The 23,915-nt window shown below is 67.1% G+C and carries 25 protein-coding genes and 1 tRNA gene; 13 read left to right on the top strand and 13 right to left on the bottom strand.

Features of this window, described 5'->3' with window-relative positions; genetic code table 11:
• Positions 1 to 9: 9 nt before the first annotated feature.
• Both AC3WMA_RS04755 and AC3WMA_RS04750 read left to right on the top strand, forming a co-directional pair.
• Positions 10 to 234 (top strand): putative signal transducing protein, encoded by a 225-nt coding sequence (locus tag AC3WMA_RS04755; protein WP_492284231.1) that lies wholly within the window; start codon positions 10 to 12, stop codon positions 232 to 234.
• Positions 227 to 1,012 carry a tRNA1(Val) (adenine(37)-N6)-methyltransferase gene (locus AC3WMA_RS04750; protein ID WP_492284230.1) on the top strand — a complete coding sequence of 262 codons (786 nt, stop codon included), beginning with the start codon at positions 227 to 229 and terminating at the stop codon, positions 1,010 to 1,012. The genes AC3WMA_RS04755 and AC3WMA_RS04750 overlap by 8 nt, the downstream gene beginning before the upstream one ends.
• Here AC3WMA_RS04750 and AC3WMA_RS04745 read toward each other — a convergent pair.
• The 3 genes from AC3WMA_RS04745 to AC3WMA_RS04735 all read right to left on the bottom strand — a co-directional run bounded on the left by AC3WMA_RS04745 (position 1,003) and on the right by AC3WMA_RS04735 (position 2,146).
• The gene (locus tag AC3WMA_RS04745; RefSeq protein WP_492284229.1) at positions 1,003 to 1,308 is read right to left on the bottom strand and encodes a hypothetical protein; all 306 of its coding nucleotides are present in this window, start codon (positions 1,306 to 1,308) and stop codon (positions 1,003 to 1,005) included. The genes AC3WMA_RS04750 and AC3WMA_RS04745 overlap by 10 nt on opposite strands.
• Positions 1,309 to 1,463: 155 nt before the next feature.
• Positions 1,464 to 1,739: a hypothetical protein gene (locus AC3WMA_RS04740; protein WP_492284228.1), complete on the bottom strand. Its 276-nt coding sequence runs from the start codon at positions 1,737 to 1,739 to the stop codon at positions 1,464 to 1,466.
• A 137-nt stretch (positions 1,740 to 1,876) separates the two neighbouring features.
• Positions 1,877 to 2,146 (bottom strand): hypothetical protein, encoded by a 270-nt coding sequence (locus AC3WMA_RS04735; RefSeq protein ID WP_492284227.1) that lies wholly within the window; start codon positions 2,144 to 2,146, stop codon positions 1,877 to 1,879.
• A gap of 254 nt (positions 2,147 to 2,400) precedes the next feature.
• Between AC3WMA_RS04735 and AC3WMA_RS04730 the strand changes: the two genes are divergently transcribed.
• From AC3WMA_RS04730 to upp, 6 genes are all read left to right on the top strand, one after another.
• Positions 2,401 to 3,318 (top strand): glycine--tRNA ligase subunit alpha, encoded by a 918-nt coding sequence (locus AC3WMA_RS04730; protein WP_492284746.1) that lies wholly within the window; start codon positions 2,401 to 2,403, stop codon positions 3,316 to 3,318.
• On the top strand, positions 3,318 to 5,642 hold the full coding sequence (gene glyS / locus AC3WMA_RS04725; RefSeq protein ID WP_492284226.1) for a glycine--tRNA ligase subunit beta: 2,325 nt from the start codon (positions 3,318 to 3,320) through the stop codon (positions 5,640 to 5,642). The genes AC3WMA_RS04730 and glyS overlap by 1 nt, the downstream gene beginning before the upstream one ends.
• A gap of 262 nt (positions 5,643 to 5,904) precedes the next feature.
• Positions 5,905 to 6,066, top strand: a complete 162-nt coding sequence (locus AC3WMA_RS04720; RefSeq protein WP_091855869.1) for a Thivi_2564 family membrane protein — start codon at positions 5,905 to 5,907, stop codon at positions 6,064 to 6,066.
• Positions 6,067 to 6,168: 102 nt separating this feature from the next.
• A complete protein-coding gene (locus AC3WMA_RS04715; protein WP_492284225.1) occupies positions 6,169 to 7,431 on the top strand; it encodes a GTP cyclohydrolase II in 1,263 nt (420 codons plus the stop codon).
• A 26-nt stretch (positions 7,432 to 7,457) separates the two neighbouring features.
• Entirely contained in the window at positions 7,458 to 8,675 is a 1,218-nt protein-coding gene (locus tag AC3WMA_RS04710) for a URC4/urg3 family protein (protein WP_492284224.1), read from the top strand.
• A gap of 39 nt (positions 8,676 to 8,714) precedes the next feature.
• Positions 8,715 to 9,356 (top strand): uracil phosphoribosyltransferase, encoded by a 642-nt coding sequence (gene upp / locus AC3WMA_RS04705; protein WP_257732500.1) that lies wholly within the window; start codon positions 8,715 to 8,717, stop codon positions 9,354 to 9,356.
• Between the two features lie 90 nt (positions 9,357 to 9,446).
• Here upp and AC3WMA_RS04700 read toward each other — a convergent pair whose 3' ends face one another.
• The 7 genes from AC3WMA_RS04700 to AC3WMA_RS04670 form a co-directional block, all read right to left on the bottom strand.
• Complete coding sequence (locus AC3WMA_RS04700) at positions 9,447 to 9,878, bottom strand: DUF1236 domain-containing protein (protein WP_492284223.1); 432 nt, start codon at positions 9,876 to 9,878, stop codon at positions 9,447 to 9,449.
• Between the two features lie 243 nt (positions 9,879 to 10,121).
• Positions 10,122 to 11,096, bottom strand: a complete 975-nt coding sequence (locus AC3WMA_RS04695; RefSeq protein ID WP_492284222.1) for a tripartite tricarboxylate transporter substrate-binding protein — start codon at positions 11,094 to 11,096, stop codon at positions 10,122 to 10,124.
• 65 nt (positions 11,097 to 11,161) lie between these two features.
• Positions 11,162 to 12,661, bottom strand: coding sequence for a tripartite tricarboxylate transporter permease (locus tag AC3WMA_RS04690; RefSeq protein WP_492284221.1), 1,500 nt, complete (start codon positions 12,659 to 12,661; stop codon positions 11,162 to 11,164).
• A gap of 3 nt (positions 12,662 to 12,664) precedes the next feature.
• Positions 12,665 to 13,183: a tripartite tricarboxylate transporter TctB family protein gene (locus AC3WMA_RS04685; protein WP_492284220.1), complete on the bottom strand. Its 519-nt coding sequence runs from the start codon at positions 13,181 to 13,183 to the stop codon at positions 12,665 to 12,667.
• Positions 13,183 to 14,166, bottom strand: coding sequence for a LysR family transcriptional regulator (locus AC3WMA_RS04680; RefSeq protein WP_492284219.1), 984 nt, complete (start codon positions 14,164 to 14,166; stop codon positions 13,183 to 13,185). Before AC3WMA_RS04680 ends, AC3WMA_RS04685 begins: the two co-directional genes overlap by 1 nt.
• Before the next feature lie 184 nt (positions 14,167 to 14,350).
• The gene (locus tag AC3WMA_RS04675) at positions 14,351 to 15,286 is read right to left on the bottom strand and encodes a DMT family transporter (protein ID WP_492284218.1); all 936 of its coding nucleotides are present in this window, start codon (positions 15,284 to 15,286) and stop codon (positions 14,351 to 14,353) included.
• Positions 15,287 to 15,369: 83 nt separating this feature from the next.
• Complete coding sequence (locus AC3WMA_RS04670) at positions 15,370 to 16,032, bottom strand: glutathione S-transferase family protein (RefSeq protein ID WP_492284217.1); 663 nt, start codon at positions 16,030 to 16,032, stop codon at positions 15,370 to 15,372.
• 329 nt (positions 16,033 to 16,361) lie between these two features.
• Here AC3WMA_RS04670 and mgtE point away from each other — a divergent pair, with 329 nt between their 5' ends.
• A complete protein-coding gene (gene mgtE / locus AC3WMA_RS04665; RefSeq protein ID WP_492284216.1) occupies positions 16,362 to 17,729 on the top strand; it encodes a magnesium transporter in 1,368 nt (455 codons plus the stop codon).
• A 120-nt stretch (positions 17,730 to 17,849) separates the two neighbouring features.
• Here the strand turns inward: mgtE and AC3WMA_RS04660 are convergent, their stop codons facing one another.
• The 3 genes from AC3WMA_RS04660 to AC3WMA_RS04650 form a co-directional block, all read right to left on the bottom strand.
• Complete coding sequence (locus AC3WMA_RS04660) at positions 17,850 to 18,128, bottom strand: helix-turn-helix domain-containing protein (protein ID WP_492284215.1); 279 nt, start codon at positions 18,126 to 18,128, stop codon at positions 17,850 to 17,852.
• Entirely contained in the window at positions 18,097 to 18,372 is a 276-nt protein-coding gene (locus AC3WMA_RS04655) for a BrnT family toxin (protein ID WP_492284214.1), read from the bottom strand. The genes AC3WMA_RS04660 and AC3WMA_RS04655 overlap by 32 nt, the downstream gene beginning before the upstream one ends.
• 169 nt (positions 18,373 to 18,541) lie before the next feature.
• Positions 18,542 to 21,493 carry a sensor histidine kinase gene (locus tag AC3WMA_RS04650; RefSeq protein ID WP_492284213.1) on the bottom strand — a complete coding sequence of 984 codons (2,952 nt, stop codon included), beginning with the start codon at positions 21,491 to 21,493 and terminating at the stop codon, positions 18,542 to 18,544.
• A 225-nt stretch (positions 21,494 to 21,718) separates the two neighbouring features.
• On the opposite strand from AC3WMA_RS04650, the gene AC3WMA_RS04645 reads away from it, so the two are divergent.
• From AC3WMA_RS04645 to AC3WMA_RS04630, 4 genes are all read left to right on the top strand, one after another.
• Positions 21,719 to 22,114 carry a phasin gene (locus tag AC3WMA_RS04645; RefSeq protein WP_492284212.1) on the top strand — a complete coding sequence of 132 codons (396 nt, stop codon included), beginning with the start codon at positions 21,719 to 21,721 and terminating at the stop codon, positions 22,112 to 22,114.
• A gap of 93 nt (positions 22,115 to 22,207) precedes the next feature.
• Positions 22,208 to 23,062, top strand: a complete 855-nt coding sequence (locus AC3WMA_RS04640; protein ID WP_492284211.1) for a phasin family protein — start codon at positions 22,208 to 22,210, stop codon at positions 23,060 to 23,062.
• Between the two features lie 149 nt (positions 23,063 to 23,211).
• Positions 23,212 to 23,288, top strand: a tRNA-His gene (locus AC3WMA_RS04635).
• A 185-nt stretch (positions 23,289 to 23,473) separates the two neighbouring features.
• Positions 23,474 to 23,902: an Hsp20 family protein gene (locus tag AC3WMA_RS04630; protein WP_492284210.1), complete on the top strand. Its 429-nt coding sequence runs from the start codon at positions 23,474 to 23,476 to the stop codon at positions 23,900 to 23,902.
• Positions 23,903 to 23,915 lie beyond the last annotated feature (13 nt).

Genomic DNA, 23,915 nt, shown 5'->3' with positions numbered 1-23,915 from the left:
CATGGAGCCATGCACGAACTCATGCGCACCAATGATCTCATCCTGCTCGGCGCCGTCGAGGCGCTGCTGGCCTCCGCCAATCTCGATTGCCTGATCGCCGACCAGCATATCAGCTCGCTTGAAGGCATGATCGGCGCCTTCCCGCGCCGCCTGCTGGTGCGCGAGGCCGACCGCAAGCGCGCTCGCGCCTTGCTGGTCGAGGCGGGCTACGGCGCCGAACTCCGCGATGAGTGAAATCGGGCCAACCTCGGCGCTGGGCGAGATCGTCGAGGATCGCCTGCTCGATGGCCGGTTGCGGCTGCTCCAGCCGCGCAAGGGCCATCGCGCCGGCAGCGACGCGATCCTGCTCGCAGCTGCCTTGCCGGAGTTGGGGCAGGGTGCGTTGCTCGATATCGGCGCGGGCGTGGGCACGGTCGGCCTCGCGGCCGCGCTGGCCCAGCCCGATCTGCATGTCACGTTGCTGGAGCGCGATCCGGAACTCGCCGCGCTGGCCGTGCGCAATGCCGGGCTCAACGACATGGCCGGACGCATGACGGCCGTTGCCGGCGATATCACGGCGCGCGCCCCGATTCTCTCCGAGCTCGGCTTGGCCGCCGCCTCATATGATGCGGTCGCGATGAACCCACCCTTCTACCCGCCGGGCGGGAGCAAGGCTTCGCCGGTTCCGAATCGCAAGGCGGCCCATATGGCCGAGGGGGCCCTGGAACCATGGCTGCGGGCTGCCCGGCGCCTGCTCAAGCCCCAGGGGCATCTGGCGCTCATTCACACGGTGGAGGCGCTGCCGGAGGTGCTGGCCGGTCTCCAAACCGGTTTCGGTGCGGTCGCGATCCGGCCGGTTCATGCCTTCGCCGACAAGCCGGCGATCCGGATCATCGTCACCGCCGTCCTGAACAGCAGAAAGCCGGCAGCTCTGCTGCCGGCTTTCGTGATCAATGGTGCCGACGGACGGCTGACCCCGCTCAGCGATGCGGTGCATCGCGGCCGCGAGCGCCTGGCTCCCGATTACCAGTAATAGGGACGCGGGCCGTAGAAGCGCGGCGGGCCGTAATAGGGCCGCGGACCATAAAAGCGCGGCGGGCCATAATAGCGCCGCGGGCCGTAATAGCGCGGGCCATAGTAGCGCGGCGGCCCGTAATAGCGGCGCGGGCCGTAATAATACTGCGCCTGCTGCACCATGCCTTCGCTCGCGTCGGCGGTGGCCGCGATCGGGGCGGCCCCGACCGGAGCAGCGGAGGCAGAGGTGCTGCCGAGGCCGGCCAAGCCCAGCGCGCCGGCGGTCGCCGCCGTGACGATGATTGTCCGAAACATGAAAACCTCCATGAGATGGCGTCGGCAACGCTTGCCGTCGGATGAAACGCCGCCCTTGAGTTGTGACATTACGTCGCCGAACCTGAACGGCATGGGATCGCGCCGTTCACCTTGCCTTCAGCCAATGGCCGCAATGCGGCCATGCTTGCTGCCGCTCAGCGGCAGACCCGCACCGGGCGGACAACCCAGCGCCAGCCATCCCAGATACGACGCTCGGACCAGAAGCAGCGCGGACGGTGATAGGAGGGGCGCGGGCCATAATGACGGCGCGGGCCGCGATGGTATTGAGCCTGTTCGACCAGGTTTTCGCCAGCCTGCGCGGTCTGGCCTGCCTGAGCGCTAGCCGGAGCCGCAGGGGCAGAGGCGGCCGTCAGGGCGAAGCCCCCGAGGGCACCCGCCACGGCGGTCGCGATAAGCGCTGTCCGGAACATGGTCTTCTCCGTCGATCGAGCCATCGGCAGTGCCGATGGGTGACGCGTCATTGCCGCCGGAAGGCGAGGCCGTTGCTGCTGAACGGCGCGAAGCGGCGCCGTTCAGCTCGCCCCGTCGAAACCGGCGGGAGGCCGGCTCAGCGGCAGATGCGGTGCTGGCGCACGATCCAGCGCCGGCCGTTCCAGAAGCGGCGGGTCTCGGTCCAGCAGCGGCGGACATGCGGGCGGCCCGGGCCGTAATGCGGCCGGCCGCGATGCCAGGCCTGCTGGACGAGGCCGGTCTCGGCGCCGGCGGCAAAGGTCGTGCCGGCGGAAATCGGGGCCGCAGAGGCCGGGGCGCTGCTCATGGCGGCACCGAGCAAGGTTGCGGCGCCAAAGGCGGCGGCAATGATGCGGGTTGTCAACACGGGCGTACTCCTTCGTTGTTCGACCGCCGGCCCGGCATCAAATGCTCGCCCCGAACATCGCTGACCATGCGGTTGCCTTTGTCGATATCAGACCGGTTATGAACGAAACCTGTCCGGCTGCGGTTCCCGTGCAAGCTTGACCATGGCGGGCCCGAACCCTAATCACCGCCATTCCCTCGTTATCGGAAGGTTGCAGGCACTTGTCCGCCCCCGCGCCACTCTCGCATTCCGCCATCCCGGCTTCCTCCCCGGCGATGGACCCGACCCGCTCCTTCCAGGGGCTGCTGCTGACGCTGCAGCGCTTCTGGGCCGAGCGAGGTTGCGTGGTGCTGCAGCCCTACGACATGGAAGTCGGCGCCGGCACCTTCCACCCGGCGACGACTTTGCGCGCGCTCGGGCCGAAGCCGTGGCGGGCAGCCTATGTCCAGCCCTCGCGCCGCCCCAAAGACGGCCGCTATGGCGAGAACCCCAACCGGCTCCAGCACTATTACCAGTTCCAGGTCATCCTGAAGCCGTCGCCGCCGAACCTGCAGGAACTCTATCTCGACTCGCTGCGCGCCATCGGCGTCGATCTCGGCCTGCATGACGTGCGCTTCGTCGAGGATGACTGGGAGAGCCCGACGCTGGGCGCCTGGGGCCTCGGCTGGGAATGCTGGTGCGACGGCATGGAAGTCAGCCAGTTCACTTATTTCCAGCAGGTCGCGGGCGTCGAATGCGCCCCGGTCGCGGGTGAATTGACCTATGGCCTCGAACGCCTGGCGATGTATGTCCAGGGCGTCGAGAACGTCTACGACCTCAACTTCAACGGCCTCGATGGCGAGGACCGCATCTCCTATGGCGATGTCTTCCTGCAAGCCGAGCAGGAATACTCCCGGCACAATTTCGAGCATGCCAACACGGCGATGCTGTTCCAGCATTTCACCGACGCCGAGACCGAGTGCAAGGCGCTGCTCGCGGCCGGCGAGCCGGCCTCGGGCGCCAATCAGCCTCGCCACGAACTCGCCCTGCCGGCCTATGACCAGTGCATCAAGGCCAGCCATATCTTCAACCTGCTCGATGCGCGCGGCGTGATCTCGGTCACCGAGCGGCAGAGCTACATCCTGCGCGTGCGCGAGCTCGCCAAGGCCTGCGGCGCGGCCTGGCTGAAGACCGTCGGCGGGGGAGCGAACTGATGCCCGATCTTCTGCTTGAACTGTTCTCCGAGGAAATCCCGGCGCGCATGCAGCGCAAGGCCGGCGAGGACCTGAAGAAGCTCGTCACCGATGCGCTGGTCGAGCGCGGCCTCGTCTATGAGGGCGCCAAGGCCTTCGTGACGCCGCGTCGGCTCGCGCTGCATATCGCCGGTCTCCCCGTTCGCGGCCGCGATGTCCGTGAGGAGCGGAAAGGTCCGCGTGTCGGCGCGCCCGACGCCGCTGTGCAGGGCTTCCTCAAGGCGGCGGGCCTGACCTCGCTCGATCAGGCGACCATCGTCAGCGATCCCAAGAAGGGCGATTCCTACGTCGCCATCATCGAGAAGCCCGGCCAGGAAACCGTCGCGGCCATCGCCGAGATCGTGCCGGCCGTGATCCGGTCCTTCCCCTGGCCGAAATCGATGCGCTGGGGCAAGGCCTCGGCCGCCGGCGCGAGCCTGCGCTGGGTGCGCCCGCTGCACTCGATCCTCTGCACCTTCGGCGCCGCCGAAACCGAGGACCCGGAAGTCGTGCCCTTCGAGGTCGACGGCATCGTCTCGGGCAACGTGACCTACGGCCATCGCTTCCATGCGCCCGGTCCGATCACGGTGAAGCGCCTCGACGACTACGTGACCTCGTTGGAGAAGGCGAAGGTCGTGCTCGATGCCGACCGCCGCAAGGAGATCATCCTCACCGATGCCCGCAACCTTGCCTTCGCGCAGGGGCTCGATCTCGTCGAGGACGAGGGGCTGCTGGAGGAGGTCGCCGGCCTCGTCGAGTGGCCGGTCGTGCTGATGGGCTCCTTCGAGGAGCGCTTCCTCGACATCCCCGGCGAGGCGATCCGCGCCACCATCCGCGCGAACCAGAAATGCTTCGTGCTGCGCGATCCGGCGACCGGTAATCTCGCCAATCGCTTCATCCTGATCTCGAACCTCGTCGCCAGCGACGGCGGCGTCGCGATCACCGCCGGCAACGGCCGCGTCGTGCGCGCGCGCCTCTCGGACGCCGCCTATTTCTGGCAGACCGATCGCGGCTCGCTGCCGGACCTGGATACCTTCAAGGACAGCGCCGAAAAGCTTGGGCTCGATCTCGCCAAGCCGCTCGACCAGCGCATGGCCAAGCTCGACAAGCTCGGCGTCGTCTTCCACGCCAAGCTCGGCACGCAAGGCGAGCGCGTCCAGCGCATCGCGGCGCTGGCGCGGGAACTGGCTCCCATCGTCGGCGCTGATCCGGCGAAGGCCGAGCGCGCCGCCAAGCTCGCCAAGGCCGACCTCCCGACCGAGATGGTCGGCGAGTTCCCCGAGCTGCAGGGCCTGATGGGCCGGAAATATGCCGAGCTGCAGGGCGAGGACGCTTCGGTCGCCGCGGCGGTCGAGGAGCATTACAAGCCGCTCGGGCCGTCCGATCGCGTCCCGAACGATCCGGTTTCGGTGGCCGTGGCGCTGGCCGACAAGCTCGACACCCTCGTCGGCTTCTGGGCCATCGACGAGAAGCCGACCGGCAGCAAGGACCCCTATGCGCTGCGTCGCGCGGCGCTGGGTGTGATCCGGCTGGTGGTCGAGAATGGGGTGCGTCTCAATCTGGTGCTTCGTGGAGTTGGGGTTGCGTTCATGCTCCACATGCATCGCGATATATTCATGGGCGGTAGAGATCACGCTGATAAGATTTATGAATTCCTTCAAACGTTTGACCTTCGGGGTGAAGCCTTTGGCTCTGTAGTTGAGGAGCTGATTGGTGCAAGGAAAGATCGAATTATCGAGCCGAAACGTTTCCTCGAAATCAGTGACGGTTTGCTCGCCTTCTTCCACGACCGCCTGAAAGTCATGCTGCGCGACCAGGGCGCGCGGCATGATCTCGTCGACGCTGTGCTGGGCGAGGGCGCTTCGGCCAACGACGACCTCCTCCTCATCACCCGCCGCGTCGCCGCGCTTGGCCGCTTCCTCGACACCGAGGACGGCCGGAACCTGCTCGCCGGCTACAAGCGCGCCGCCAATATCCTCAAGGCCGAGGAGAAGAAGGACGGGGAGGGCGCCTTTGCTGCTGCTCCCGACCTGCATCTCATCGCCGAGGCCGGCCTGATCGAGGAGAAGGCGCTCGCCGTAGCACTCGCGCAGGCGACGCCGAAGGCCGAGGCTGCGGTCGCTAACGAGGATTACGAGGGCGCCATGGCCGCGCTCGCTGAAATCCGCCCGGCGGTCGATGCCTTCTTCGACAAGGTCACGGTCAACGATCCCGATCCGGCCTTGCGCGCCAACCGCCTGAAGCTGCTCAACCAACTCCGTCAGGCGACGCGCGCGGTCGCAGATTTCGATCGCATCGCGGGTTGACCTAGCCGTCATGCTCGCCCCTGTGGCGAGCATCCACGTCTTGGACACCGCGTGGCCCGAAGGAAGAGATGAATGGTCGGGACAAGCCCGGCCATGACGGCGGCTCTGACCGTGCAAGCCGCGGCTCCCCCTTCGCCGGCAAACCCGCTTCCGGAACCTATTCCCGCCCTGCGACGTTCTGTCGGCGGGGCTGACAAGCCGCGAATGCGTCGCGGCTGGGCTCCGGGGGGCCGGCTACCGGCCGAGATAAAGGGCTGAAAGCATGTCCATTCTGATTTCGCTGCTGATCACCGTTCTCGTCATCGGCCTCGTGCTCTACCTCGTGCGGATGCTGCCGCTCGATGGGCAGATCAAGAACGTCGTGCAGATCATCGTGATCGTGATCGGCATCATCTCGCTGCTGCGCTATCTCGCTGTTTTCTAAGGCGATTGACGGCGTCACCGCGCTGGTTCAGACTTCACGAGGTCCAGAGGGCCCCGGACGATCCCCGTCCGGGGCCCTTTTCCGTTTCAGGACGTGACCGCGATGAACGCGCCGAACCGCAACGGCCATATCAGGCTGACTTCCCATCCCGAGCCGGGCAGCGCAGCCGCGCGCTTTCCCATCCGATGGGGGGCAGCCACCGCCACTGAGCGCGGCCCGATCATCGCCTCGACCACCAACCCGGCCGACCGCAACGTCATCGGCGCCCATGGCGGCTCGTACTCGGTGTATCGGGCGCTGGCGATCTCGGCCCGCACGATGAACCCCTCGCAGCGTCCGGACCTGACCAACACCTATCCGACGGCGGAAATCCTGCCGCAGCCGCAATGGGCCGATCCGAAAAGAATCGTCTCGCTCGATCCCTTCGGCCACACGGTCGCGCAGGATTTCGGCCGGCTGATCGGCGAGGGCATCGACATCCGCCCCTCGATCGCGATTACCAAGGCCAGGCTCAACCTGCCCGAGATCCTCGCCGCGATGGGCGCGCATCGTCTCGCGGCCGACGGCCATATCCTGCATGCGTCCGGCGATATCAGCGTCACCAAGATCGCGGTCGATCCGGTCTGGTACCTGCCGGGCATCGCCGAGCGCTTCGGCACGACCGAGAGCGACTTGCGCCGCACGCTCTTCGAGCAGACCGGCGGCATGTATCCCGAGCTGGTGACGCGGCCGGACCTCAAGGTCTTCCTGCCGCCGATCGGCTCGATCACGGCTTACGTCATGGGCGAGGCTTCGCGGCTCGCCGATCCGAAGACGCGCATTGCCTGCCGCGTCCATGACGAGTGCAACGGCTCGGACGTGTTCGGCTCCGATATCTGCACCTGCCGGCCCTATCTCACGCATGGCATCGAGGAATGCGTGAAGGAGGCCCAGAGCGGCGGCGTCGGCCTCATCGTCTATAACCGCAAGGAGGGCCGGGCTCTCGGCGAGGTCACGAAATTCCTCGTCTACAATGCCCGCAAGCGCCAGGAGGGCGGCGATTCCGCCGCGACCTATTTCGAGCGCACCGAATGCGTAGCCGGCGTTCAGGATGCCCGTTTCCAGCAGCTCATGCCGGATGTGCTGCACTGGCTCGGCGTCACGCATATCGACCGGCTGATGTCGATGTCGAACATGAAATACGACGCCATGGTCGAGAGCGGCATCACCATCGGCGAGCGCGTCGCGATCCCGCCGGAGCTGATCCCGCCCGACGCCTCCGTCGAGATCGAGGCCAAGAAGGCGGCGGGCTATTACTCGCCCGACGGCGCGCCCGGCGACAACGCCTTGAAATCGACGGTCGGTCGCGACCTCGACAAGTTCTGATTCCGTCACGCCTGCCCGAGTTGATGATGCCCGACCGCGATCCCGAGGCGTTCCGCGCCCTATTGAAACCCACGGCCGTGCGCGAGCGCGCGCAGGAGATGCTGGAGCTCGGGCTCGCCGGCCAGCTGCTGCATTTCAGCGTGCATCCGGACCGGCTCGAGGCCTGCGCCGACTACGTACTGGAGACGATCGGCGCGAATTATCCGACGCTCGACATTCCCTTCCACGCCCGCTGGCGCCATTTCACTGTCGATGGCGAGGATCGCTGGCAGAAGCTCGACAAGACCGCCGGCTTCGCCAACCCCGCCGCACGCGGCCGCGCCGCTTATGACCTCGCTGTCGTCAGCGTCCTGCTCGATGCTGGTGCAGGCCCGGACTGGCGCTATCGCGATGCCGCGACCGGCCGCGAGATCGGCCGTTCGGAAGGGCTGGCGCTGGCCTCGCTCGACATGTTCGCCGCCGGCTTGTTCTCCAGCGATCCCGCCAAGCCCTTGCAAGCCGATGCGGCCGGCCTGAAGCGGCTCGACGCGCCGGCTCTGGCGCGCGGCTTCCAGGCCGGCCCGGAAAATCCGCTGCTGGCGCTCGAAGGCCGTGCCGCCCTACTCAACCGCCTCGGCGAGGAACTGGAACGGCAAGGTTTGTCGCGGCCGGGCGCCCTGTTCGATCGCTTCGCCGCGGCCGCCGAGACCGGCACGCTGCGGGCGCCGCATATGCTGGGCGAGGTGCTCGGCACCTTCGGCGGCATCTGGCCGTCGCGCCTGACATTGGCCGGCGTCGCGCTCGGCGACACCTGGCGTCATCCGCTGATCGCGCCGGGAAAGCCGACCGAAGGGCTCGTGCCCTTCCACAAGCTCTCGCAATGGCTGACCTATTCGCTGATCGAGCCGCTGGAATGGGCCGGCATCACCGTGGTCGATATCGACGAGATGACCGGCCTGCCGGAATACCGCAATGGCGGGCTCTTCCTCGACAGCGGCGTCATCGCGCTGAAGGACGAGGCGGATCGGACGAAGGCGCACGAGGTCTCGTCGCCCCTCGTGGTCGAATGGCGGGCGCTGACCGTCGCGTTGCTCGACGAGGTCGGCGCTCTCATCCGCCAGCGCCTCGGCCGTTCGCGCGAGGAACTGCCGCTCGCCAAGGTGCTCGAAGGCGGGACCTGGGCGGCCGGGCGCCGGATCGCGCGCGAAAAGCGTGTGGATGGCAGCCCGCCCTTGACCATCGTCAGCGATGGCACGGTATTTTGAGGGTAAGCCAAGTCCGAGAGATAGAGGGGTAACCGGCTGATGACTTCGAGCCAGGACGGCGTCACCGTCGTCGACCATCCGCTGGTCCAGCACAAGCTCACGCTGATGCGCGAGAAGGATCGCTCCACCAAGAGTTTCCGCCAGCTCCTCAACGAGATCGGCATGCTGCTCTGCTACGAGGTGACGCGCGACCTGCCGACCGAGTTGATCGAGATCGAGACGCCGCTGCAGAAATCGATGCAGCCGGTCATTTCCGGCAAGAAGATGGTCTTCGCCCCGATCCTGCGCGCCGGCGTCGGCTTCCTCGATGGCATGCTGGAACTCGTCCCGGCCGCGCGCGTCGCCCATATCGGGCTCTATCGGGATCCCGACACGCTCCAGGCCGTCGAGTATTACTTCAAGGCGCCCTCCGATATCGCGGACCGCATGATCGTGGTGATGGACCCGATGCTGGCGACGGCCAATTCCGCCGTCGCGGCGGTCGAACGCCTGAAGGAGCGTGGCGCCAAGGATCTGCGCTTCGTCTGCCTTCTGGCCTCGCCTGAGGGCATCGCCCGCCTGCGCGGCGCCCATCCCGATGTCCGCATCTGGACCGCGGCGATCGACGAGCGCTTGAACGACCATGGCTATATCGTCCCCGGCCTCGGCGATGCCGGGGACCGCATGTTCGGAACCCGCTGACGCTTCGCAATATCCGAACGACAGAAAGCCCGCCCGGTTGGGGGCGGGCTTTCCAATAGATTCAGGTGCCGCCTGAATCGAGGTGCCGGATCACTCGATGATCTGGACGATGCGGCGCGTCTGCGGTTCGACGATCACGGTACGGTCGTTCACGACCGTATAGCGATAGTTCGAGGCGTTCGGCGCGTAATCGGCCGGCAGCTGGTGGTAGACGACGCCCTGCTGCGGCAGGACCGTGCCGACCGCGACCGGTTCGGCATAGGTGTAGGACGGGACGCGCTGCTGAACGACATAGGTACGGAACTTCGGCTCGGCCGCATCGCCGACGATCGCGCCGACCACGGCACCGCCGACACCGCCGACCACGGCGCCCACAGGACCGCCGACGACGGCGCCACCAACCGCGCCCGCCGCAGCGCCGCTGGTCGCACCGCCGACCGCGCCGCCCGAGGGCTGGCTCTGGGCAAAGGCGACCGCCGGGGTGATGGCCAGGGCGGCAACGATAGCAAGCTTCTTGAACATGGGATGTCTCCTTTCGAAGCTAATCTTCGGCGGGACAACCAAGGCGCGCGGGAACAGTTCCCGGAAATCGGGTCACGAGATGTTAACGGTCGGAAACGAACCTGAGAAAAGCTTTCCAGAACAAGGCTTTGGTGGGTCAGCACAGAAGCCTGACCCAGATGCGTAACTGATGAACGCGATGCCGGAAACGAAAACGGCGGGCCATAAGGGCCCGCCGCATCGTCGTCTGAGAGCGCTGGAAGCTTACTGCTTCGGCGCGGCCGAGAGCGCAGGCGTCAGCTTGTCGGCGTCGCGCTTGATCAGCGCAGCGAAGCCGGCCGGGGTCCGCTCCTCGGCCGTCGGCAACACGGTGCCGAGGTCGAGCAGGCGCTTCTTGGTGCCTTCGTCGTTGAGCGCCTTGCCGAGCGCGTCGACCAGCTTGTCCACGGCCTCCTTCGGCATGCCCTTCGGGCCGGCGATGCCGTTCCAGGCTTCGATCTGGTACTCGGGCAGGCCGGCTTCCTTGGTGGTGGGCACGTCGGGCAGGGCCGGCGAGCGCTGGGCCGAGGCGATGGCATAGGCCTTGATCGTATTGGCGCGGACCTGCTCGGCGACCGACACGATCTGGTCGCACATGAAGTCGACCTGGCCGGAGACGAGGTCGTTCAGGGCAGGACCCGTGCCGCGATAGGCAACGGCATTGATCTTCGGCGTGCCGAGGATCCCCTTGAGCAGGGTGCAGGTCGTCCAGGACACCGAACCGAGGCCCGCATGGGCTTCGTTGAACTTGTCCGGATTGGCCTTCACGGCGGCGACGAAGGCCTTGAGATCGGGCGCCTCGAGGTTCTTGCGGGCGACGATCAGGATCGGCGTGCCGCCGGCCAGGCCGATCGTCTGCATGCCGTTGATCGGGTCGTACTTGAGGCCGGGATAGGTGGCGGGCGCCGCCGAGAAGGTGCCGAGATGCCCCATCGCGATGGTGTAGCCGTCCGGCGCGGCCGCGACGGCGCGGGCGATGCCGGTCGTGCCGCCGGCGCCGGCGACGTTCTCGATCACGATCTGCTGGCCGAGCGTCTTCGACATGTGGTCGGCGACGATGCGGGCGATGATGTCGGTCGGCCCGCCGGCGGCGAAGGGCACGATCATGGTGACGGGCTTCGTCGGGTAGGCCTGCGCCTGTGCGCCGCCGGCAAAGGCCAGCGTGGCGGCGGCGGCAAGGCCGAGAACGAGCTTCTTCATGCGTATTCCTCCCTGGGATTGGCTTGAGATGAAACTGGGGGGCCGCCGCCGGGGCGGCAACCCCGTCATTCGGTGAAGACTTCCTCGCGTTTCTTCGAGATCGAGGGCAAGAGCGCGATGGTGAGCACGGCCACGGCGACCAGCAGCAGTCCCGCCGAGATCGGCCGCTCGACGAAGGTCCAGAACGAGCCGCGCGAGATGATCAGCGCCTGCCGGAGCTTCTCTTCCATCAGCTTGCCCAGCACGAAGCCGAGCAGCAGTGGCGCCGGCTCGAAGCCGAGCTTGATCAGCAGGTAGCCGAACAGGCCGAACAGCGCCGTGAAGGCGACGTCGAGCGGCTGGTTGTTCACCGAGTAGATGCCGATGCAGCAGAAGATCAGGATCGCCGGGAACATCAGCCGGTAGGGCACCTGCAGCAGCCGGACCCACAGGCCGACCAGCGGCAGGTTGATGACCAGCAGCATCAGGTTGCCGACCCACATCGAGGCGATCATGCCCCAGAACAGCTCCGGGTTGCGGGTCATGACCTGCGGGCCGGGGATGATGCCGTGGATCGTCATCGCGCCGACCATCAGCGCCATCACCGCATTCGGCGGGATGCCGAGCGTGAGCAGTGGGATGAAGGCGGTCTGCGCGCCGGCATTATTGGCCGATTCCGGCCCCGCCACGCCCTCGATCGCGCCCTTGCCGAAGCGGGAGGGGTCCTTGGCGATCTTCTTTTCCATGGTGTAGCTGGCGAAGGGGCCGAGCACGGCGCCGTTGCCCGGCAGGATGCCGAGGATGCCGCCGATCGCCGTGCCACGCAGCACCGGCGCGGTCGCTTGCTTGATGTCGTTCCAGTCCGGCAGCAGCCGGCCGATCTTGCCTTTGACGACGTCGCGCGCCTCGGGGCTTTCGAGGTTGCGCAGCACCTCGGCGAAGCCGAACACGCCCATCGCCAAAACCGAGAAGTCGATGCCGTCCGAGAGCGAGGCGATGCCGAAGGTCAGGCGCTCCTGCCCGGTCTCTAGGTCGGTGCCGACGGTCGAGAACAGCAGGCCGAGCATGATCATGCAGAAGGCCTTGAGGATCGAGCCGCGCGCGAGCACGACTGCGAAGCACAGGCCCATCACCATCAGCGAGAAATACTCGGCCGGGCCGAAGAGCAGCGCCATCTTGGTCAGCGGCGCGCCGAGCGCGGCGATGATCATGGTCGCGACGCAGCCGGCGAAGAAGGAGCCGATCGCGGCCGTGCCGAGTGCGACGCCGGCGCGGCCCTGTCTCGCCATCTGGTGCCCGTCCAGCGTGGTGACGACCGAAGTCGCCTCGCCGGGGATGTTGACCAGGATCGCCGTGGTCGAGCCGCCGTATTGCGCGCCGTAATAGATGCCGGCGAGCATGATCAGCGCGCCGGTCGGGTCGAGGCCGAAGGTGATCGGCAGCAGGATCGAGATCGTCGCGATCGGCCCGACGCCGGGCAGCACGCCGATCAGCGTGCCGACGAGGCAGCCGGCGAAGCAGAGCGCGATGTTCTTCATCGTCAACGCGACGCCGAAGCCCAGTGCGAGATTGGAGAACATATCCATCGGTCAGATCCCCAGCAGCCAGGGCGCGAGCGGGATCGGCAGGCTCAGCGCGTATTTGAACAGCAGGATGCAGGCCGCCGACATCGCAATGGCGAAGATCACCAGCTCCTTGAGCCTGCGATCGTCGGCCGCCAGGCCCGAGAAGAAGATCAGCAGGGGGCCTGAGACCAGAAGGCCCAGTGCCGGCACCCGGATCGGGCCGAATTCGAAGCCGCGGATGGTGAGTGCGAACAGGCAGGCGCCACCCAGCGCGAAGAAGATGCCCTTCCACGACCAGCCCGAGAGCTTCTCACCATTGTAGCGCAGCGATGCGAGCACCAGCATGAGGCCGAGCGCCCCGCAGATCACCGCGAAGGTCTTGGGCAGCATGCCCGGCCCGAGCTGGCGCAGCGTGCCGGCCGGCAGCTCCCAGGAGAAGACGAAGGCGCCGAGCGCGAGCAGCACCATGAACAGGCCGCCAGCCAAATCCTGCGTCGATCGCACGCGCAGGCCCCGGGCCCGCTCTATCTGGTTCAAACTCATCAGGCTCCTCCGACTGGCGACCCGGTGCGGGCGGTTCGTTTCTGCGTTTTTGGTAGGGCGAAAGGCAGGATGTGGCGCTCATCGAGCAGCGTCACGCTTTCCCGGAGGATCGCGAGGAAATCGTCGCGCGACGGCAGCTTCTGCTGCGGGCGCCAGGACACGCCGACGAGCGCGCCGGGCGGCGGCGGGTCGAGCATCGCACCGCGCAGGCGCCGCATCGTCACGCCGGGGAAGGAGAGGCGCGAGACCCAGTCCGGCGCCAGCGCCATGCCCAGTCCCGCAGCGACCGCCGACATCATCGCCGGCTTCTCGGTCGCCTCGATCGTCACGTTCGGAACCGCGCCGACGCTCTCGAAATAGGCCATGACGAGATCATAGGCATAGGGCCGGATGCGCTTGGACGGCACGACGAAGGGCTCGCCGACCAGATCGAGCATGGTCAGGTGCTCGCGCGCGGCGAGTGGATGATTCTCGTTCAGCACCACGATCGGGCGCTCGACCCGCAGGATCTCGAAGGCGCAGTCGGTCGGCTTGCGCGGCGGGCGGGTCAGCGCCAGGTCGAGCTTGCCGGCCTCCAGCATCTGGACGAGCGCCGCCGTCATCGCCTCGACGAACTTGATCTCGATCCCGGGGAAGCGGGTGCGGAAGGCCACCAGCGCCTCCGGCACGAAGCTCGACGAGGCCGCGTCGATCGCGCCGACACGCAGCACCTTGCCGGACGCGAGCGAGGCCTCGCGCACGGCCCGCGAGGCATGCTCCATCTTGACGAGGATGCCCTTGGCTTCCTCCAGCATGATCAGCCCGGCGCGCGTCATCGCGACCTGACGGGTGGTGCGGGTCAGCAGGGCGACGCCCAGTTCGTCTTCGAGGGTGCTGATCTGGCGCGACAGCGCAGGAGGCGCAATGCCAAGCCGCTCGGCCGCCCGGCCGAAATGCAGCTCTTCTGCTACCGCGATGAAACATCGCAGTTGCCGCACATCCATGAGCCGTCCCCTGTCCCGTGTATCGCTTGCCGCGATATCTCTATCGGTGGCCGTGGCCAATAGCGGTTCCGGCCAAGGTGTCGACCCTACAGAAATTCATAATCTTTTGGCAACAAAGCCTTTCGACTGAGCGCCCCCGCAGGGAGCCCGGCTGTGGAAGGGCTATGGCGACCGGGAGTCGAGGTCAGGCGGTGGGTGCGGGGGCGGTCCGAACCAGGCGGATGATGCGGCCGTCGATGAGGGCGAGCCCGACGAAGATCGCGGCCATGCCGGCGAAATGGCGCGGCAGCAGAGCCTCGCCCAGAAGGCCGGAGCCGAGCAGGATCGCACTGACGGGGATCAGGAAGGTGACGAGCATGACATTGCTCGGGCCGGCCGTGCGCATGATCCGGAAGAACAGCAGATAGGCCAGCGCCGTCGAGATCAGTGCCAGCCCGACGAGGGCGAGAAGGGCCTGCTGGGACGGCACCGGCAGCGTCCAGGGCGGATGCATCACGAAGACGATCGGGAGCATCATCAGGGTCGAGGCCGAGAGCTGGCCCGTGGCCGCCACCAGCGGCGACACGCCCCGGAAGCGCCGGCCGAGCAGGCCGGAGAAGGCATAGGAGACCGCGGCGAGGATGCAGGCGATCTGCGCCGCCAGATTGGAGCCGAGGCCGCTGAGCGCGTCCGGGCCCATCAGGATGGCGACGCCGACGAGACCGGCCAGCACGCCGCCGAGCTTCAGGCCGGTCGCCTTCTCATTGCCGAAGCAATGCATCACCAGCACTGCGAAGATCGGCGTGGTCGCGTTCAGGATCGAGGCGAGGCCGCTCGCGATCTGCTGTTGCCCCCAGAGAAACAGGCTGAACGGGATCAGGTTGTTGAGGATGCCCATCCCGAAGAAGGCGAGCCAGAGGTCGCGCCCGACCGCCATCGAGTGCCCGGCGATTCGCACGGCGAGCAGCAGCGCCAGCGCGGCGAGGCCGACGCGCACCTGCACCACCGCGAAGGGCGGCCATTCCGCGACGGTCAGCTTGTTGAAGAAGAACGAGCCGCCCCACAGGACCGACAGGACGATCAGCAGGAGCCATTCGAGCGGGCCCATGCGCAGCGCGGGAGCGGGTATCGGCTGTGTCATGGCGGAAGCTCTGCTCTCGGGCCGGGTCATCCCGCGTCAGTAGGTGGCCGGACGAGGCCCGGCCACCCGTATTCTGTCCTGGTTCAGGCAGCTTCGGCGTCGCGCGCCTGCCACATCGCCTGGAAGGCCGGCCGCGCCTGGCAGGCGTCGAGCCAGGCCTTCACGCGCGGATGGGCGTCGAAGAGCTGGGTCGCGGGCTTCGCGTAGCGGATGATCTCGGCGACGTTGATGTCGGCGACGGTGAAGCGGTTGCCCATCACGTAGCCGCCATTCTCGACGAGCGTCTTTTCGAGCACGGCAAAAGGGGCGGGCAGGGCGGCGAGAGCGGCTTCCACCAGCTCGGGCTTGCGCTTCTCCGGCGGGTAGGCCGCAAGATGGAACTGCAGGTTGAGCGCATGGGTCTCGCATTCGGTCGCGGCCCAGAGCGACCACATCACCGCGAGCCCTTCTTCCTGGGCGTCCTTGGGCGCGAGCGGCCCGCCATGCTTGCGGGCGAGGTAGAGGTTGATCGCCAGCGATTCGTGCAGCTTGAAGCCGTTATCGTCGATGCTCGGGATATGGCCGTTCGGGTTGATCTTCAGGAAATCGGCGCTGCGGGTATGCAGCGGCACGCCCGGCGCGGTCGGATCGGGCAGGCGATAGGCCTGGATCACCGGCACATGGTTGAAGGGCAGGCCGAGCTCGTTGGCGAGCCAGATGACGCGCGTCGCGCGCGAGCGGTAACAGCCATAGATCGTCAGGGACATCGGCGGAATCCAGCAAGAGAGTGCGGAACGGGGACGCGCCCGGCAGGGGCCTGCGCGTCGCGGCGACAATAGGCCGGTCGCGTGGCATCGGCCAATGCCAATCATCGCCGCGCGCGAAGCAAAAAACCGTTTGACGCGCGCGTCTTGCGGGTGCATTGGCCTCCTGCTCCCGGCCTCTGCGGCCGGCTGCTCACAGGAAACCCCGACCCGATGCCCAGCGACAGTCCCAGCCGACAGTCGAAGCCGTCCGCCGCCGTCTCGCGCGCCTGACCGGGTCCCCGGCTCGCCTGCGATCCGGCCACGACGGCCCGATCGCAAGGAACAGAGCCATGAATGATACCGCCGCCACCACGGACCTCCTTGCCGTGACGTTGGCCCAGACGCTGGCGCAGGAACACGTCGCCGACATCGTCGAGACGTTGAACGACCAGGACACCGCGACCATCGCGCATGTCCTGGCTGAACTGCCCTTCGAGCGCGCCGTCGAAGTGCTTGACCAGCCTGAATTCACCACGGCTGCCGAAGCCGTGGCGCTGCTGCCGGACCAACGCGCGGGCGCGCTGCTCTCCGCCATGTCGGCGGATCGGGCGGCCGACGTCTTCCAGGAGTTCGACGAGGAGGTTCGACAACGACTGAGCGGCCGCATCGACCGCCAGACTCGGTCCGACCTGAAGAAGCTGCTGGCCTATCCCGAGCACAGCGCGGGCTCGATCATGACGACCGAGTTCGTCAGCGTGCCCTCGAACTGGACCGTGCAGCAGACGCTCGACCATATCCGCCGCGTCGAGCGTTCGCGTGAGACGGTCTACGCGATCTACGTGCTCGATTCCGTGACCCGCAAGCTGGTGCGTGCCGTCTCGCTGCGCCGCCTGATCAGCGGCGATCCCGAGGCCCCGGTCGAATCGGTGGTGCCCGCGCATAAGCCGATCTGCGTGACTCCCGAGGTCGATCGCGAGGAGGTCGCTCGCCTCATCACCAAATACGACCTGCTCTCCGTGCCCGTCGTCGATGCCGAGGAGCAGCTCATCGGCATCGTCACCTTCGACGACGTCATCGACGCGATGATCGCCGAGACCACCGAGGACGTGCAGAAGCTCGGCGGCATGGAAGCGCTGGACCAGCCCTATAAGGAAATCGGCTTCCTCGCGATGATCCGCAAGCGCGCCGGCTGGCTCTCGATCCTGCTGGTCGGCGAGATGCTGACGGCCTCCGTCATGCAGTTCTTCGAGGGCGAACTGGAGAAGGCGATCGTGCTGACGCTCTTCATCCCGCTGATCATGAGCTCCGGTGGCAATTCCGGTTCGCAGGCAACATCGCTGATCATCCGGGCGCTGGCGCTGCGCGAGGTCACGCTGAAGGACTGGTGGCGGATCGCGCTACGCGAACTGCCGACCGGCCTGACGCTCGGCAGCATTCTCGGCTTGATCGGCGTCGCCCGGATCATCGCGTGGCAGTGGCTCGGCCTCTACGATTACGGGCCGCACTGGATCCTGATCGCCGCGACCGTCGGCGGCGCGCTCGTCGGCATCGTCACCTTCGGCTCGCTCGCCGGCTCGATGCTGCCCTTCGCGCTGAAGCGGCTCGGCTTCGACCCGGCCAGCGCCTCGGCGCCCTTCGTCGCGACGCTGGTCGATGTCACCGGCCTGGTGATCTATTTCGGCGTGGCGGCGGCGATCCTGACCGGGACGCTGCTGTAAGGCAGAAGCCGTCATTCTCGGGCGAAGCACAGCTTCGACCCGAGAATCTCGAGCAGGATGAGCTCCCGCGCATAAGGAGCATGAGATGCTCGGGGCAGGCCCGAGCATGACGCCTGCCGGCTAGGCGACCGCTTTCGCCACCATCTCCGGATGCTGGCCGATGACCCGCACATAGGCGATCGCGAAATCAGGCGCGGTCGCCCGCGCCTGCTCCCAATCGCGCAGTGTGCCGACCGGAACATGGAAACGGGTGGCGAACTCGGATTGCGACAGGCCGAGTCGGCTCCGCGTCTGGCGGATCAGACGCGCGCGCTGGCCGCGGTCCAACGCCTTGGCCGATGCGTGGAAATCCTCGGCATCGGTTGCATCAGCAGGAAGAGCGGTAGGCTCGTTCTTCACCCTTGTTGCTCCTTCTCACCGAGATGAAGCGGGGTAGGTCACCCCGCCAGACGAAAATGCCGGTGAACAGCTTCTCCTCGACGATCCCGACAACCTTGAAACGTTCCTCGCCATCGATCTCGCGGATGGAGGGGATGATCAGGTGATCGCGGTCCCCGAAGATTCGGTCGCCGAACGCCAGCGGAAGCCCGTGTTTTGCACGGTTGGTCGCGTCCTTGACGGGGTCAAATCTGTCTTCCGACATATGCAGTGACTATACGGGATTTCCGTATTTGGCGCAATCCATCGCACGATGAAGGCCGTCATTCTCGGGCGAAGCGCAGCTTCGACCCGGGAATCTCGGGCAGGGTAACGCGCCTCTTCCGGCCCGAGATGCTCGGGTCAAGCCCGAGCATGACGTTGGGCGGTCCGGCTCAGCTCGCCAGCACGCGCTGCGGCGGGAAGGTGATCTCGACCAGCGTGCCTTCTTTCTTGACGCTGGTGATCGCCATGGCCGCGCGGTTCGCTTCGACCAGCGCCTTGGTCAGCGGCAGGCCGAGCCCCGTGCCGCCGGCGCGGCGCGTCGTCGGCACCTGGCGGAAGGGTTCGAGCGCGAGCCGGAGCTCGTCATCGTCCATGCCGATGCCGGTGTCGCGCACCCTGAGGATCGCCTCGCCCTGGTCCCCGAGCGCCGTCGAGATGATGACCTGCCCGCCGGCATCGGTGAACTTCACCGCGTTCGAGAGCAGATTGATCGCGATCTGGCGGATCGAGCGCTCGTCGGCGACGACGGGCGGCAGCTTCGGTGAGAGCCCCGAGCGCAGGACGACGCGGCCGCGCTGCGCCTCCGGCTGGAGCAGCGACACGGTCGACAGCGCGATCTCGTTCAGGTTGACGCTGACGAAGTCGAGGTCGAGCTTGCCGGCCTCGATCTTGGCGAGGTCGAGCAGGTCATTGACGAGGCTGATGACGTAGCCGCCCGACTGGTGGATATCGCGCAGATATTCCTTGTAGCGCTCGTTGGCGATCGGCCCGAAACGCTCCTCGGCCATCACCTCGGCGAAGCCGATGATCGCGTTGAGCGGGGTGCGGATCTCGTGGCTGATCTTGGCGAGCACGTCGGATTTCTGGGCGCTCGCCGTCTCCGCCGCCTTGCGGGCCTCGACCAGCTCGCCCTCGGTCTTCTTCCAGGCGGTCAGGTCGCGCAGCACGGCGCAGAAGCGCGGCTCGCTGCCATGGGCGATCTGGCCCATCGTCATGAACAGCGCGATCTTGCCGCCCTGGCGCACGCGGCCCTGCACTTCGCGTCCGTCATTGAGCACCGAGGCGACGCCGCCGCCCTTCAGCCCTTCGAGATAGTCGAGCGCCGGCGCATGGCTTTCGCCGGCGAACAGCAAAGTGAACAATTCGCCGGTGACCTCGCGCTGATCGTAGCCGAACAGCGCCTCGGCCGCCTTGTTCAGCGACAGGATGCGCCCGCGATCGTCGACGGTGACGACGCCGTCGGTCGCGGTATCCAGCATGGCGGTGAGCTCGCCGATCCGGGCATCCCGCGCATCGGCATCGAGCCGCAGCGCTTCGACCCGGGCCGCCGATTCGGCCTCCTCCGCCGCGAACTCGGCCGCAAGCTCGGCCTCCTCGGCCTCTTCCGGCGTCAGCACCGGAACGTCGCTGCCATCGCCATTGGGGTGGCGGAAGGCCATCAGCGTCGCCGGCTCGTCCTGCCAGCTCACGCTCGACAGCACGGCATCGACATGGACGAGATGGCCGAGCCGGTCGATCAGCGTCATCGTGCCGCCATCGGTGCGGGCGGCTTCCTTGATCAGGCGGCTGACCTTGCCGCCGGCCTTCAGGTCGGCGAGATCGGCATAGTCCAGCAATTCGAGCAGCGTGCGGTTGGCATAGAGCGCCTCGTCGCCGCGATTGACGAGGACGGCGATCGGCAAACGGTCGAGCACGTCGGCATGCGAGTTGCGCTGTCGGGCTGGAGCAGTGGTCGCTTCGGCTTCGGTGACAGCCTTGGCCGCCGATGCCGCTTCCTTCTCCTTGACTTGCAGCGGCGCGACCGGCGGCAGGCGCGGTGCGCTCGGCTCGTCGTCGCCCGCGAGTCTGGCGCCCAGCGCCTTGGCGATCTCGCGGAAGGCGTTGCGCTCGGCCGAGCTCAGATGCGACTTCGACGGTTCGAGCACCGGCCGGATCGCCGTCAGGTGGCCATTGCGCAACGGCACGATCTTGCCGGGCAACGAATCGGGCTCCGGCGCCGGAGGGGCTTCGGGAGTGGGGAGCGGTTCAGCGACGTCCATCGCCTCGTCGGGCACGGCATCGGCTTCGTCAGCCGCGCCGTCATCGCCATCGAACAGTTCCGACAAATCCTCGGCGTCGGGCTCGCTGGCCGCCGGGGCTTCCTCGTCGACCGAAGCGGCCGGCACGGCTGCGTTGTCGTCGTCGGCAACGGATGAGGCTGCTGCAGTTGTCTCGCCCATGGCGGCAAGATCGGTTGCCGGCTGCTGGGCCTCGTCTTGTGCGATCTCGGCGGCAGCCGGAACCTGCTCCGTCTCGGCGAGAGCGTCCGACGCCACGGCATCCGCCTCGGCCACTGGGAAGGGGCAGCGCTCGTTGAGCCGGGCGATGCCGAAGCCGCGGAAGCCGGCAAGCTGACGGCCGGCATCGAGCACCGGCACGCCGGAAAGCTCGACCGGCGCTGCCTCACCGGGCGAATCGGTGCGCCACAGCACGCTATGGCCGCTCCAGGTCGCATTCTTGGCGAACCGCTCGATCAGTCCGCCATCGCTGTCGGCGAAGCTCAAGCCGAGCAGGTCCTGCCAGCGCTGGCCGATCAGCCCGGCCGCTGCCGTCTGCCCGGTGAGGGCGGCGATATTGTCGGAGAGCTTGGTCAGCTTGCCCTCGCGATCGCTCTGCCAGAGGAAGCGGACCGTTGCCGGCTTGGCGGGAGAGGGCGCCTCGTTGCGGGCGGGAGCGGCAGCAGGCGCGGATTCGATGATCTTTGGAATGGTGACGCCGAGGCGGCGCAGTTCGGAGGCCTGCACGGCGATCGCCAGCGCGGTGCGTCCATCAGCGAGCGAGACCAGCTTGCTGCCGCAGGTGACTGGCACTGCGGCGAAGGTCGCGGTCAGGCGCAGGCGTTCCAGGCGAATGCCGTTGGCCGAGGCCAGGCCGCCGGCCAGCAGGTTCAGGCGTTGCCGGGTCGGTGCCGGCAGGCTCGCTTGCCCGCCGAGCAGCGCTTCGGCTGCCGCATTGACGAAATAGGGCTTCTCGGCGGCCGGATCCCACAGCAGCAGGGCGCCACCGGCGGCAAAGGACGCAAGGGCGGCGTCTTCAGCCGCCGCCACGCTCCACTCCGCCCAGTCCTCTCCGGCCTCGCTCATGCCTGCCTGCTCGCTCGATCCGCGCCCGTTATGCCTAACAAAGCCTTAATAGACCCCAAACGGCGGCAAATCCATGGAACCGAAGATCGCTCTCCCGCTTCTCATCGAAACAGCGTTAACATGGTCGGCGTCGCCGGCTTGTCGCGCTGTTGTCATTGCAGCGCAACAATGATATTGCACTGCACAATGATCTAGGGATGGATCGTCACTCGACAGGAGGATTCGATGAACGGCAAGCAGCCTTATGAAGTGCCCACCGAAATGCGCGAGTTCGCCGAGCGCAGCGTAGAGCAGGCCCGCAAGGCGTTCGACGGCTTCATGGGCGCTGCCCATAAGGCTGTGGACAATGCCCATGGCTCGGCCGAGAGCGCCCGCGTCAACACCCAGGAAGCGACCCGCAAGGCGATCTCCTATGCCGAGAACAATGTAGCGGCCGCGTTCGATTTCGCCCAGAAGCTGGTGAAGTCGAAGGACCTGACCGAGGTGATGCAGCATCAGTCCGACTTCCTGAAGTCGCAGGTCGCCGCGCTTCAGAGCCAGATCAAGGACCTCGGCACCGCCGCGCAGGATGCTGCGACCAAGGCTGCCGAGACCGTCAGCAAGGCGACCAAGGGCCGCTGAGACGAGACTGATTCGGCGCCGTATGGCGCCGCCATCGCTTTTGGCCGGACCCTGTGTCCGGCCTTCGCTGTTTGCCGCTGAAGGAGAGCTGTCATGGTCAAGCCTGCTCCGACCCGGACCAAGTCCAAGGTTCCGGTCAGCCTGTCCCCGGTGAAGGCGTTGACGTCCGCGCCCGCCGCGACGCCGCCATCCGCCGCTGAACCTGAAAAGCCGAAGGCCCCGGCGCAACCCGTTGCCGCTGCGCCTGCCAAGCCCGTGCCTGTGAAGGTCTCTGCTCCCGCGCCGTCGCCGGCTCCTGCCGCTGCGGCCAAGCCGGCTCCCGTCAGCAAGCCCGCGCTTGCGAGCGCCCCGAAAAAGGCGGCGCCGATCAAGGTCCGGGTCGAGAAGCCTGCGGCCAAGGTCGCCGGGCCGAAGGTTGCCGCCAAGGCCGCCAAGCCTGCCGTAGCAGTGTCCAAGCCGGTGGTCGCCGAAGCCAAGCCCGCGCCTGCCAAGCCGGCCGTTGCCGAGCCGGCGCCTGCCAAGCCTGTCGTCGCGAGCAAGCCGGCGACCGTCGAGGCCGCGCCTGTCGCCCCCGCTGCAAAGCCGACTGAGCCTGCTCCTGCTCCTGCTCCTGCTCCGGCTGCCAAGGCGCCGCCTCCGCCGCCTGCATCCCTCGAATCGCTGCCCCTGCCTCGCCCGCCCGAGGCGGCCGCCGTGGTCACGGCGACGGCGATGAGCCAGGCGCTAACCATGGCGCGTGCCTTCGGTGCCTTGCAGGCCCGCATGCTCGACCATGCCTGTGCCGAGCTGGAGGCGACGCTCGGCGATGCGCAATCGCTCGCCCGCAGCAACAGCGCCTCGGAGGCGGTCGCGCTCCAGGCCAAGGCAGTGCGCCGCAGCTACGAATCCTATGCCGAGCACCTCAAGGAGCTCGCCCGGACCGCCAACGCGGCCCTGCGCAAGGACTGATCGAGTGGCCGAATTCGGCGCGTGCGACGGCCGCGCCGAAATTCCATGGCCGGAGTTGAATTACGCGGTTGCAAAAGCGGAAACTCGGCACTAGGGTCCGCGCCGCTGACGACCCCCGCCACGGCGGCCGGTCGCGAAGCCTGGTTTGGGCAGCCATAGCTCAGTTGGTTAGAGCGCTAGATTGTGGATCTAGAGGTCCCCCGTTCAAGCCGGGGTGGCTGTACCATTCTTCTTCCGGACATTGTCGGAACCTTCCCCCTTCCAGGCTGAGCCGGCTCAGCGCCGCCCCTTGAAGCGGCCTTTGCGCTTCGCCATATCTGGCTCAAGCGGAAGGGTTCGCCTTTCGCCTGCGGGATGCTGCCCGGCGGCGGGTCCCGATGTCCATGAGGCGCCTCTCGAGGGCCTGAAGCGATGACGCGTCCACCTAGCTTGTCCCACCCGTTCCTGCTCGGCTTCGACGATATCGAGCGTGCGCTCGATCGCGTCGCCAAGGGTGCGAGCGAGGGTTACCCGCCCTATAATATCGAGCGGCTGCCACGGACGGAGGACGAGCCCGATCGTCTACGCATCACGCTGGCCGTCGCGGGCTTTGCTCGCGAGCAGCTGGAGATCACGCTGGAGGAGAACCAGCTGACCATCCGCGGCCGCCAGAGCGACGACAAGAATCGCCAGTTCCTGCACCGCGGCATCGCCGCCCGTCAGTTCCAGCGCAGTTTCCTGCTGGCCGACGGCATGCAGGTCCTCGGCGCCGATCTGTCGAACGGCCTGCTCGCGATTGATCTGGTCAGGCCGGAACCGGAACGGCTCGTCCGGCGTATCGATATCATGAGCCGGGAGTAGAGGACGGGGACCC

The sequence above is a fragment of the Allobosea sp. FW305-C-101 genome (assembly GCF_058783685.1).
Note: the sequence above shows the minus strand (reverse complement) of the source record. Positions and strands in the feature narration are given on the sequence as shown.